At 62.4% G+C, this 11,454-nt stretch carries 10 protein-coding genes; 2 read left to right on the top strand and 8 right to left on the bottom strand.

Annotated features, from left to right (window positions below; translation table 11 throughout):
- The first annotated feature begins 516 nt into the window (after positions 1-516).
- Complete coding sequence (locus QME24_RS24070; protein ID WP_281691078.1) at positions 517-759, top strand: hypothetical protein; 243 nt, start codon at positions 517-519, stop codon at positions 757-759.
- 16 nt (positions 760-775) lie between these two features.
- Positions 776-1,039 (top strand): DUF3077 domain-containing protein, encoded by a 264-nt coding sequence (locus QME24_RS24065; RefSeq protein WP_192441056.1) that lies wholly within the window; start codon positions 776-778, stop codon positions 1,037-1,039.
- Between the two features lie 133 nt (positions 1,040-1,172).
- Here the strand turns inward: QME24_RS24065 and QME24_RS24060 are convergent, their stop codons facing one another.
- From QME24_RS24060 to QME24_RS24025, 8 genes are all read right to left on the bottom strand, one after another.
- Entirely contained in the window at positions 1,173-2,804 is a 1,632-nt protein-coding gene (locus QME24_RS24060) for a methyl-accepting chemotaxis protein (RefSeq protein ID WP_281691077.1), read from the bottom strand.
- A gap of 223 nt (positions 2,805-3,027) precedes the next feature.
- Positions 3,028-5,421, bottom strand: a complete 2,394-nt coding sequence (locus QME24_RS24055; RefSeq protein WP_281691076.1) for a TonB-dependent siderophore receptor — start codon at positions 5,419-5,421, stop codon at positions 3,028-3,030.
- A gap of 116 nt (positions 5,422-5,537) precedes the next feature.
- Positions 5,538-7,481: a response regulator gene (locus QME24_RS24050; RefSeq protein ID WP_232893080.1), complete on the bottom strand. Its 1,944-nt coding sequence runs from the start codon at positions 7,479-7,481 to the stop codon at positions 5,538-5,540.
- Positions 7,471-8,319, bottom strand: a complete 849-nt coding sequence (locus tag QME24_RS24045; protein WP_054911674.1) for an ATP-binding protein — start codon at positions 8,317-8,319, stop codon at positions 7,471-7,473. The genes QME24_RS24050 and QME24_RS24045 overlap by 11 nt, the downstream gene beginning before the upstream one ends.
- On the bottom strand, positions 8,312-9,325 hold the full coding sequence (locus QME24_RS24040) for an ATP-binding protein (protein ID WP_110676605.1): 1,014 nt from the start codon (positions 9,323-9,325) through the stop codon (positions 8,312-8,314). Before QME24_RS24040 ends, QME24_RS24045 begins: the two co-directional genes overlap by 8 nt.
- A complete protein-coding gene (locus tag QME24_RS24035; protein ID WP_029885914.1) occupies positions 9,322-9,726 on the bottom strand; it encodes an anti-sigma regulatory factor in 405 nt (134 codons plus the stop codon). The genes QME24_RS24040 and QME24_RS24035 overlap by 4 nt, the downstream gene beginning before the upstream one ends.
- The gene (locus QME24_RS24030; protein ID WP_054905950.1) at positions 9,723-10,085 is read right to left on the bottom strand and encodes an STAS domain-containing protein; all 363 of its coding nucleotides are present in this window, start codon (positions 10,083-10,085) and stop codon (positions 9,723-9,725) included. The genes QME24_RS24035 and QME24_RS24030 overlap by 4 nt, the downstream gene beginning before the upstream one ends.
- 4 nt (positions 10,086-10,089) lie before the next feature.
- Positions 10,090-10,941, bottom strand: a complete 852-nt coding sequence (locus tag QME24_RS24025) for an STAS domain-containing protein (protein WP_054905951.1) — start codon at positions 10,939-10,941, stop codon at positions 10,090-10,092.
- Positions 10,942-11,454 lie beyond the last annotated feature (513 nt).

The raw sequence follows: 11,454 nt of genomic DNA, 5'->3' as shown, positions 1-11,454 counted from the left end.
TGCCCTACTGAAAAGCGGAGACGAGTATCGGTCAAAAGCCGCTTAAAAAACTTCCCTAAAACCATAGAATCTCCCACAGGTACTGCGCAAAGCTTGAGGTCTGCACTGCTCCTGTGGGAGCCCGGCTTGCCGGCGATGAGCCGCAAAGCGACCCCAATCGCTTAACTGACCGACATTACCCCGGGCGTCTTTTGGTGCCTGGGGTTGGCTGGTCCAGGTCCAAAAGATCAGATTTAACCCCTTCCGCGTAGGACGTTTCCCAAACATACTCCCTGCGCCTGTTTTCCGTTGCAGCCTCAAGGTCAGAGTTCTAGGCTCGGTGGGTCGTTGCTCATCAACGACCGGCTTTGACAGGCCGCAACGATACACAGTGCGCATAACCGTTAATGGCGGTTGTGCATGGGGCACGCTCGCGTGCGCCGGTTTCTGTGTTCGCCGGTCTGTCAACCCATGCACAGCTGCCACCATTCCGTTTGACAGCGGGTTGGCGGTAGCCCCTATCGAGAACACAGTCCAATGCTAAAAATCGTCCCCGACCCACCCCACCTCCCCCACTCCCTGGAAGACACCCTCATGCTCGCAACCGACTACGCGCTCTGCGCGGAAGCCGTTGCCCAGCAAGCAATGCTGATGCAACCCAGATCACCCGCCTCCGTGTTGATCATGGCGTCGATGCACGAGCTGGAAACACTCCGCCGTTTGCTCGAATCGGTACTGGCGCAAATACAAAGGCCTGCCGGCCCGCAACCCATGCATTGACCAGGGATATTGCTCGATGACCACCGAAAACACCCAATGCACTGTCGGCAAAACCATCTTCTTCCAAGGCGAAAACCAGACCCACCCGCTGTTCCGCATCGAACCCGGCATCCCCTGCCAGAACGCCCGTGAACAGGCGTCGGAGCTGATGGGGTATGCGCGGGATTTGACCATTGATGGCCTGATGGAAGACAAGCCGAAGCTGGTCTGGGCAGCGCACTATCTTTGCGCTCTGGGGAAAGCGCTGCTGGATGATGCGGAGTTGGGCATGATGCGCTGAACCTCAAGGCCAAAGGCGATAGAAGTCAGTCGGCTCGCAGCTATCAATCACTGACGCTATCGCCCGCCAAGGGCCCCTGCGCGCACGGCGAATGAGGACGTCGCACGCGCAGGGGCATCACCCCCTTACTCCGTCAAATCCGAAACACCCCCACTTGCCCATACAACCCCTGGGCCAACCGCTGCAACGCCCCCGCCGTCTCGGCCGTCTGCTCCACCGCCTGGCTATTCTGCTGCGACATCTGCGCAATCCGTTCAACGTTGCGCGCCACATCCTGGCTAGCCGCGGTCTGTTCCCGCAGCGCCAGGGAAATCTGATCCACCATGCGCACCACGTCGCCCGAAGACTGCCGAATGTTGACGATCGCCTCCCCCGCTTGTTGCGCCAGGGTCACACCGCCTTTGACCTGCTGCACACCCACCTCCATCTGCCCCACGGCATCGCGGGTGCCGGACTGGATGCGTTTGACCATCTCGGTAATTTCCTGGGTCGAATTGCCCGTGCGTTGTGCCAGCAAGCGTACTTCGTCGGCCACCACCGCAAAGCCCCTGCCCTGTTCGCCGGCGCGGGCGGCTTCGATGGCGGCGTTCAGGGCCAGCAGGTTGGTCTGCTCGGCAATGCCGCTGATCACGCTGACAATGCTGCTGATCTGCTCGGCATGGCTGTCCAGTTCGCTGATCTGGCCGGCAGAAGCTTCTACGGTCTGGGCGATCTGGTTCATGCGCGCCAGCGTTTCCTGAATCACGCTGCCGCCTTCGCTGGACTGGCGACCAGACTCGCTGGACTGGGCATGCGCTTCCACCGCATTGTCAGAGACATGGTTGATACTCACGGTCAGCTCCTCGACCGTGGCCGCCATCGAGGAGGCCGAACTCGACTGTTCCTGGGCTGACGCGGAGAGTTGTACCGATGCCGCCGAAATGTTGTCGGCAGCCCCCACCAGTTGTTCGGCACTGGCCCTGATCTCGCCAATCATGGTGCGCAGGCGCTCTTGCATGGCGACGAATGCCTGTTGGAGGGTGCTGACTTCATCCTTACCTTCAATGGCGATGGTGTTGTCCAGGCGCCCGTCAGCGATGTTGCGCGCCAGCGTTACAGCTTCACCCAGGCGATGGGTGAGGGTTCTTGCGAGGAATGTGGCGATCAGCACAGCCAGGATTGCAGCCACCAACCCGCCGGCGATCAGGATGGTGAAGGCGGTGGCTTTTGCCTGGTCCATCAGCAGGCTGCGCTCGTCCTGCAGGGATTTCTCGGCTGCCTGGAATTCGTTGATCACGGCGCGCATGGCGTCCATTTTGGCTTTGGCCTGGCCCGAGCTTATCTGGCTGACCAGCGTTGTCAGCGGCGCGCGGTCAGCATTGACCTCGCGGCGCAGGTTCACGCTGGTTTGCATGTCTTGCTGCAACCACTGTTGGTAAAGCTGTTGCAGGCGGGCCAGCCGGGCTTGCTGCTGGGGGTTGTCGGCGGTGGCCTGCTTCAGGCGATTGTAAGCGTCGGTGAACGCCTCTTCGCCTGTGTTCATGGGCTCAAGGAAGCTGTCCTGGCCGGTGAGGGCAAAACCGCGCATGGCGGTTTCTATGTCGACAAGGCTGTTGAGCATGCTGCTGGAGCGGTTGAGCACGTCGTAGCTGTGGATATTGCGCTTCACGCTGCTGCTGACCTGGTCGAAGCCTCGCAAGGCAGTCAGTACCAATACGGCGATGATGAGCAGTACAAGACCGAAACCGGTGTACAGTTTTTTCGAGATACTGAGATTGTTGAGCATCGTGGGGGCAACCCTTCAAGGCCTGGCTGGACGCTACGCTGGGTCCCCTGCACAGGGGTGCGGACGGGTTTTCGCGTAGTGACGTTTTGATATCAGGCCTATGATTATCTTGTACAGGAAAAGTTCTTTGTACAATTTTATTCGATTGGGCGATGCGGGGGTTGGATTGGGAGGGGGGTCACCCAGCTCTGGGGCTGGGTGACGATCATGAGCCTGGGCTGGCTTACCAGCTGTAACTCAACTTGGCGGTCACTTCCCGCCCTGGGTTGTAGTAATCGGCCGTACCCGAGCCCACTACATGCTGCTCGTCGAACAGGTTGCTGACATTCAGCGCCAGGTCGGTGCCCTTGGCGATCTTGTAGTTCAGCGCAGCGTCGAACAGGGTGGTGCCGTCGCTTTTCTTGGTGTTGGCCGCGTCCATGAAGTAACCGCCCACGTACCGCGCCCCCAAGCCCACGCTCACGTCGGTGTCGGGTATGTCGTAGTAGCTCCACAGCGAAGCCGTATGCTTGGGCGCAACGGTGAACTCTTTGCCTTTGAGCGAGCTGCCGTCATACAGCGAGCCGCGCAGCACTTCGGTGTCCATGTACGAATAGGCCCCGATCAGGCTGAGGTTCTGCGTGACCTGGGCCTTGGCTTCCAGGTCCAGGCCGCGCGCGCGGGACTCGCCCACGGTTTGCTGCTCGATGATGCCACTGGGCAGCACCACGGCGATGGTGACGTTTTCCTGGGTCAGGTCGTACACGGCGGCCGAGAACATCGCATCCATGCCCAGCGGCGAGTACTTCACGCCCACTTCGTACTGCCTGCCGGTCTGCGGGGTAACCCCTACCTGCGGCGGCGAAACCGATTCCACCATGCTGACGTAGGTCGACACTTCATCGTTGACGATGTAGGTCAGCGCGCCGCGGTAAGAGGTTTCCGAGAAGGTATCGCTCTGCCTGTTCACACCCCCCACATACTCGGTGCTGGTCAGGTCCATCGAGTCATTGCGCAGACCCACCGTGGCAATGACGCGGTCGTAGAAGGACAGGTTCTGCTGCAGGAACACGGCCTTGGTGGTGGCGTCGTTTTTCTCGCGGCTATACGGCGTGATGCCGCCGGGTACGCCGGTGAACACGGGGTTGGCGATGTCTATCGACGGCGCCAGGCTGTACACCGAGCGCTGTTTGTTGGTCGAGTCCAGGTATTCCACGCCCACCAGGGTGCTGCTGTCGATGTGCTCGAACTGGGCATCGTACTGCAGCATCAGGTTGCCATTGAGCTGGTCCGCGTCGCTGTCGGTGCCGAACACGTAGCGGGGGATCACGGTGCCCACCCGCTCGGCGCTGTCGCTCAGGTAGACGTAGCCGAAGTCATCGCTCAGCTCGCTGTAGCGCAGGTTGCTGCGCAGGGTGAAACCGTTGTCGAAGTCGTGGGTGATGCTGGCGCTGAGGCTGGTGCGCTCCACATCGTGGAAGTTGTAGCCGGGCTCGCCGTAGAAATCGCTGCGGTCGTATTCCTTGTCCAGCGGGTAGCCACCGCTGTTGGGCGAGCTGTTGGTCTTGAGGTAATCGAGAATCACCGTGGCCGAAGTGAAGTCGCTGGGCGCCCAGGTCAGGCCGCCCATCACGAAGCGGTTGTCGTCTTGCGAGTGGTCGTACTCGCGGTCGCTGTTCTGCAGCTTGGCCGTGAAGCGGCCGGCCAGGGTCTGCTCGTCGTTCAGGGCATCGCCCACGTCAATGCCGGTCTCGGCATGGTCGTAGGAGCCGTAGGTCACGTAGCCTTGGCCGAACTTCTCGAAGCGCGGCTGTTTGGTCACGAAGTTCACCGAGCCGCCCGGGTCTGCCGGGCCGAACAGGGTGGAGTTGGCGCCGCGTAGAATCTCGATGCGCTCATAGGCATAGGGGTCTTCGCGCACACCGCGCATCGAGCTCAGGGTAAGGCCGTCGCGGTAGGTGGTGGCCTGGAAGCCGCGGATCTGGAAATAATCGTTGCGGTCGTCCGAGCCGTAGAAGTCGCTGACCACGCCCGGGCTGTACTGCAACGCTTCCTCGGTGGTGCTGACGCTGCGCTGCTCCATTTCCTTGCGGGTCACCACAGACACCGAGGCCGGGGTGTTGAGGATGCTGGTGGCCACCTTGCCACCAACCCACAGCTCCTTGGCCACCACTGAATTGAGGTCGTCATCGGCGCTGGCCTTGACCTTGGCATTGATGATGACCGGCGCCAGCCGGTAATCCTCGCTCGCACCCAGCTCCAGCGGGCCGGCAGCCGGCGCTTGCGCAATGATCTGGTAGGCCTGGGGGCCTTGCTGTTCAACCTGCAGATCGGTCCCCTGCAACAGCGCCGACAACGCGGCGGGCGTCGCCAGGCCGCCCTGCACGCCCGGGGTGGTGCGGTTGGCCACGGTTTGCGCGTCGAAGGCCAGGCTCACACCCGCCTGGCGGGCAAAACGGTCCAGCGCAGGTGCCAGCGGGCCAGCAGGGATGTTCCACTGCTGCAGTTGCAGGGCGTGATCAGCGCCAGCAGGTTGTGCCAGCGCTGGCAATGCCGGGCTGCTGACAACCAAACCCAGAATCGCCGCGTGCATGGCACGGCTGAGAAGGTGGCGCTGTGGAACCGGTGTCGAACTCATTTTCTCGCTCCGTAGAGGGTCGGCGGCTGGCCTGTATTCCGGCCTTGTGCAAAGGCCGAACGAGAATGAGAAAACACCTCATTTATTTTCAGAAAAAATGGACGGGGGTAATTGCCTCAGCGTGTACCGACCGCCTGGCGCACTTTCACCAGCAGCTCATAGAGCTGAAACGGCTTCACCAGCATGTCCATGCCCGCACCGAGAAAGGCCTGGCGGTCCTGGGCCGCATCGGCGTACCCGGTCATGAACAGCACCGGCAACTGGGGCCGGTAGCAACGCGCCAGGTCGGCCAGTTCGCGGCCGCTGAGGGTCGGCAGGCCAACATCGGTCAGCATCATGTCCAGGCTGGCGTCGTCGCGCAGGTGCCGCAACGCCTCATCAGTGGTGGTGGCCACCGTACAGCGGTACCCGGCATCGGTCAGCGCTTCTGCCACCGCCACCTGCACCGAGGCCATGTCTTCCACCACCAGCACGTGCTCGCCATTGCCTTGCAGGTTCTGCACGCTGGCCGGCTCCACCGCGACCGCGGCCTCCGCGCTGGCCGGCAGCAACAGGGTCACCTCCGTGCCCTGCCCCACCACGCTGCTCAGCAGCACATGCCCGCCGGACTGCCGGGCGAAGCCATAGATGGTCGACAGCCCCAGCCCGGTGCCCTGGCCCACCGGTTTGGTGGTGAAGAACGGGTCGAACACCTTTTCCAACAGCTCCGGCTCGATGCCGCTGCCGTTGTCGCGCACGTTGACGGCAATGTAATGGCCGTCTGCCAGGTCGGGGTTGCCCTGCGACCAGGTGGCTGCGGTGTTCACCCAGATCCGCCCCCCCTTGGCCAAGGCGTCGCGCGCGTTGATCACCAGGTTGAGTACCGCGCTCTCCAGTTGCACCGGGTCGACCAGGGCGATGGCCGGGTGGGTCGACAGGTCCAGGGTAAGCTTGATGCGCTCGCCGATGGTGCGGTTAAGCAGCTCTTCCAGCGAGCGTACATGCTGGTTGACGTCCACCGGGCGGGTATCCAGTGGCTGCTGGCGCGCGAAGGCCAGCAACCGGTGGGTCAACGAGGCCGCGCTGGTGGCTGAACTGAGTGCGGCTTCGGCGTACCTGGGCACTTTCTCGATACGGTTTTCCGCCACCCGTTTGCAGATCAGCTCCAGGCTGGTGATGATGCCGGTGAGCAAGTTGTTGAAGTCGTGGGCAATGCCGCCGGTCAGGCTGCCCAGGGCATCCATTTTCTGCAGTTGCAGCAGTTGCGCTTCGGTGCGTTCGCGCACCGCGACTTCCCGCGCCAACTGGTTGGTGGCATCGTCCAGGCGGGCCAGGTGGGAGCGCTCCCGGTGGCGGTGCTCGGTGATGTCCTCGATGAACACCAGGCACAGCCCTGGCGCCTGGTAGGGCGACAGTTGCCACTCGGTTTCGCGTACATGCCCGTGCACCAGCATGCTCAGGGTGCCCTTCCAGCGCTCGCCAGCCGCCAGGTGCCGGCGCAGGTCAGCCAACGCTGGCTCCTGGCCGCTGGCAAAGCATTCCAGCAGTTGCCCGGGGTTGCTGTTTTCCTGGGTCAGATGGCTGAATGCCTGGTTGCACTCGTGCACCTTGAACTCGGCGTCGAGCACCGCGATGGGCGCTGATACACCGGTAAATATCTCGCGAAAGCGCGCCTCACTCTGGCGCAGGGCGCGCTCGGCGTCCCGCACCCGCAACAGGGTACGCAAGGTTGCCAGCAACACATCCGGGTCTACCGGGTGCACCAGGTAGGCATCGGCGCCAGCGTTCAAGCCGGTGATGATGTCACCGCTCTGGATCGACGCGGCCGACACGTGAATCACCGGCAACAACGCCGTGCGGGCATCTTCGCGCAGCAACCGTACGATATCGAACCCGCTCATGTCGGGCAGGTTCACGTCCAGGATCAAGGCATCTATCTGCTCGTCGCGAATCAGCGCAAGGCCTTCACCGCCGGTGCCTGCCTCCAGCACTTCGTAGCCGTGCACTACCAGGCGCCGGCGCAGTGCGTAGCGGGTGGCGACGTTATCGTCCACGATCAGCAAGCGCACCTCAGGTTTCATCGGCGTTCTCCTGAGCCAGGGCCAGAGGAATCACCACGAAGAAGGTAGAGCCTTCCCCTGGTTCACTGTGCACCCCCACTTCGCCACCCAGCAGCATGGCAAAGCGCTTGCACAACGACAGGCCCAGGCCAGTGCCGCGAAAGCGCTTCTGCAGTGGCGAATCTACCTGGGTGAAATCTTCGAACAACGTATCCAACAGCTCTGCTGCAATGCCAATGCCGGTATCACTGACGGCAAAGCGGATGCGGTCGTCGCCATACAGCTGGGCCGACACCCGCACCTCACCCTGAGCGGTGAACTTCAGCGCGTTGGAAATGAAATTGCGCAGAATCTGCGCGAGCTTCTTGTCATCGGTGTACAGCCGCGGCAGCCCTGTAGGCTCCTCGAAGATAAGGTCGACTGCAGTAGCGTCGACAATCGGCCGGAACATGCCGCGCAAGGCCGCGAACAGATCGAGCATGTCAAACCAGGCCGGCGAGATGCTGATGCGCCCGGCTTCGATCTTGGCAAGGTCGAGCAGGTCGTCGACCATGTCGGACAGCTCGCGGGTGGCGGTGCTGATGAAGGTGACCTGGCGGTGCTGTTCAGCCGACAGCGGCCCGTCGAGCTCGTCGGTAAGCAGGCCGGTGATGCTCAGGATCGAACCCAGCGGCGTGCGGAATTCGTGGCTCATGTACGACAGGAAGCGGCTTTTCAAGTCCGACGCCTGGCGCAGCTGTTCGGCCTGTATGTCCAACTCGGCGTACAGGGCCAGTACGCCCTGGTTGGTTTCTTCCAGTTCGGCACGCAGGGCATCGTTATCCGCCTGCAGCCGGGCAATTACCTCTGCATCAGCCATGCGCCGCCTCCAGGTCGATGACCAGCACGGTTACATCATCCCGGCCCCGGCAGAAGTCGCGGTGCAGCACTGCCGCGATGACGGCCGGGTGGCGGTGCACCAGGCCAGGGTAATTCTCCAGATTCCAACGGGACTGCAGGCCGTCGCTGTACATGATCAACAGTTTTCCATTTGCATGAGCGTAGTCAAATACCTGGGCTTTTCTATACTGGCCGCCAACGATGCCGGGCAACGAAGCCAACCCACGCACCTGGGTGGCGCTCACCAGGCTGGCGCCGATATTGCCGATGCCGGCAAAACCGAGGTGGTCGCGGGCACCGTCATAGCGTGCTATCGCCACCGCGCCACCACGGCTGCCATTCATGGCATGGTGCATGGCCTGCAATTGCTCCAACTGGCCGGCGAACGGGGCCTGGGCAAACACTGCCGCGCCCGCGCTGGCTGCAGCCTGGGCATCCACACCGTGGCCCAGGCCGTCGATCACCAGGGCGCTGATACGCTGCCCTTCGATCGCCAGGTGCCAGGTATCGCCACAGGCGGGGTCGCCGTGCAGGGCATGCTGGCTTACCCCCACGCGCAGGTCTGGCGCGTGGTCGCGCTGGGCATGCACGCGCGCCAGCACCACCGCGCCGCGCGCATCGGCGTACACATCGAACACCTGGGCCATGCGCGCCAAGGCCCCCAGGCCGATACCCTGGGTGCCTGCGGTTGAATAACCATCGGTCAGGCAGGCCTGTGCATCAAAGCCCTGGGCACGGTCCGCCGTGAGCAGTTCAATGGCATAACCCCCGTGCTCACGGGGCAGCACCCGCAGGTGCAGTTCACCGCAGCCTGCATGCTTGAGCACGTTGCTGCACAGCTCGGTGGCCAGCAGCGCCACACGGCCGCAGTCCTCTTCGTCAAAGCCGTGCCGCTCGGCCAGCTTTTGTGCGGTACGCCGGGCGTGGCCAACATCGCTCGGGTCTGCCAGGCCCATCACCTGGGTCTGGCTGGCAAACAGGTTCATGCCCATCGGGTGATCGTCACGCGTGTGCCCTGCCCTGGCGCGGTGTCCAGTTCAAATTCATGGACAAGCCGCCGAGCGCCGGTCAGGCCCAGGCCCAGGCCACCGCCCGAGGTCCAGCCGTCAGTCAGCGCCAACTTGATGTCGGGGATGCCGGGGCCCTCGTCGCGGAACAACAGGCGCAAACCGGTGCGCCCGCCATCCTCCAGCACAGCCCAGTCCATATCGCCACCACCGCCATACACCACCGTGTTGCGCGCCAGTTCACTGACTGCCGTCACCAGCTTGGTCAGGTCCACCAGGCGCATGCCGCATTCGCCGGCCAGCTTGCGCGCCAACTGACGCGCCAGTACCACATCCTGTTCGATTCGCACCGGTTGGCTGCCGCTTTCGCGCACATTCATTTTTGGCTCACTCGTTGACGCAGCACCTGCATGCCACGCTCCACATTGAGCGCCGTACTCACGCCCGGCAGGGTAAGGCCCAGTTCGACCAAGGTAATGGCCACGGCCGGCTGCATGCCGACCACCATGGTTTCGGCATCAAGAATGCGTGACAGGCCAGAGATGCTGGCGATCATCCGGCCGATGAACGAGTCGACCATGTCCAACGCGGAAATATCGATCAACACGCCCCGGGCCGAGGTACTGCTGATGCGCTCGGTAAGGTCTTCCTGCAGGGTCAGCGCCAGCTGGTCGTGCATGTCGACCTGAATGGTCACAAGCAGGAACTCGCCCATTTGCAGGATCGGGATACGCTCCATGGGCTTACCCCTGCTTGCTGATGTCGCAGCCCAGGCGTGCAAGGGCTAGCTTGAGGGCGTCGGCCAGGCTGGCCTTGGTAGTCAGCGAGCCCAGGTCCAGCCCCAGGTGCACGATGGTCTGGGCGATTTGCGGGCGCACGCCACTGATGATGCAGTCGGCGCCCATCAGGCGGATGGCCGTGACGGTCTTCAGCAGGTGCTGGGCGACCAGGGTGTCGACGGTGGGTACACCGGTGATATCGATGATGGCAATTTCCGAGCCGGTGTCGACGATGCGTTGCAGCAGCGACTCCATGACCGTCTGGCTACGCTGCGAGTCCAGCGTACCGATCAGTGGCAGCGCCAGCACCCCGTCCCACAGTTTGACCACGGGGGTAGACAGCTCCAGCAGTTCTTCCTGCTGGCGCCTGATCACTTCCTCGCGGGTTTTCTGGAAAGCGCGGATGGTGTGCATGCCCATGCCATCGAGCAGTTCCGACACCAGCCACAGTTGCTCGGCCAGGCGTGCCGGCTCGCTGCTGTACTGTGTTTGCAGCAAGCCGAACAGCGGCCCTTTCAAAGCGAAGATGAAGAACGCGGCCTGGTGCGAATCGTGGCCAAGCTGAGCGCGGCTGGCAGAAAGCTTCTCCAGGAACCGGCGCGACGCCTCCCACTCGCTGCCGGCCAGGTGGCTGCCGCCACCAGCGCGCAGGCCGTCCACCAGCAACTGCAGAAATTCCTGGGTTTCCTGTGCCAGTACCTGTTCTTTGATATTGCGCGTGGCGCCGTTGGTTTCGAGGCCGGCTGTCCATTCCTCGCGCAGTTGTGCCTGGCTATGTTGGATAGCCTCCAACGTGCTGCCTTGCAGTGTTGCCATGTGCCTTCGCTCCAGTGGTGAAGGCCGGCGTCCCGATGAATGGCCGGCCTGCTGTGAATGACATTTGCCGGTTCGATTAGTTGTGCAGCGGGAAAAGATAATTGCATTCAGCCATTTAGGATAGCGCAACGGCTTCGGATTGCGGCAGCCTACTGCGAAACGGTTTTATAGGAATGCATACCATCACGGCATGACATCGATGCAACCTTGAACCGTACCTCATATTGCAAGTACCCGCCCGGTAATCGGCGGCGGGGCGGAAGCAAGATGCCCAAGGCGCTCGGAAACCGCCTGGCGCACTCGGTAGGCAACTCCAGCGCAAAAAAAAGGCACCTACCCATAGGTAATGCCTGTCAGTTAAGTAATTTGGGGCCGCTTTGCGACCCTTCGCGGGCACGCCCGCTCCCACAGGGATCGCGCATTTCTTGAGTTCAGCGCCGAACTGCGCCCCTGACGTTGGACAAAAATCCAACCTCAGGGGCGTTTCATATGAGCAAGTACACCAGACAGTTT

It is taken from the genome of Pseudomonas sp. PARCl1, assembly GCF_947311875.1.
In the GTDB taxonomy this organism is placed as follows: Bacteria; Pseudomonadota; Gammaproteobacteria; order Pseudomonadales; family Pseudomonadaceae; genus Aquipseudomonas; species Aquipseudomonas juntendi.
Note: the sequence above shows the minus strand (reverse complement) of the source record. Positions and strands in the feature narration are given on the sequence as shown.

Bases quoted from the DNA above. Each gene is read 5' to 3' on its own strand.
- QME24_RS24065 (WP_192441056.1), top strand. From the start codon at position 776: ATGACCACCGAAAACACCCAATGCACTGTCGGCAAAACCATCTTCTTC.
- QME24_RS24040 (WP_110676605.1), bottom strand. From the start codon at position 9,325: ATGAACCTGTTTGCCAGCCAGACCCAGGTGATGGGCCTGGCAGACCCG.
- QME24_RS24055 (WP_281691076.1), bottom strand. From the start codon at position 5,421: ATGAGTTCGACACCGGTTCCACAGCGCCACCTTCTCAGCCGTGCCATG.
- QME24_RS24035 (WP_029885914.1), bottom strand. From the start codon at position 9,726: ATGAATGTGCGCGAAAGCGGCAGCCAACCGGTGCGAATCGAACAGGAT.
- QME24_RS24070 (WP_281691078.1), top strand. From the start codon at position 517: ATGCTAAAAATCGTCCCCGACCCACCCCACCTCCCCCACTCCCTGGAA.
- QME24_RS24025 (WP_054905951.1), bottom strand. From the start codon at position 10,941: ATGGCAACACTGCAAGGCAGCACGTTGGAGGCTATCCAACATAGCCAG.
- QME24_RS24030 (WP_054905950.1), bottom strand. From the start codon at position 10,085: ATGGAGCGTATCCCGATCCTGCAAATGGGCGAGTTCCTGCTTGTGACC.
- QME24_RS24050 (WP_232893080.1), bottom strand. From the start codon at position 7,481: ATGAAACCTGAGGTGCGCTTGCTGATCGTGGACGATAACGTCGCCACC.
- QME24_RS24045 (WP_054911674.1), bottom strand. From the start codon at position 8,319: ATGGCTGATGCAGAGGTAATTGCCCGGCTGCAGGCGGATAACGATGCC.
- QME24_RS24060 (WP_281691077.1), bottom strand. From the start codon at position 2,804: ATGCTCAACAATCTCAGTATCTCGAAAAAACTGTACACCGGTTTCGGT.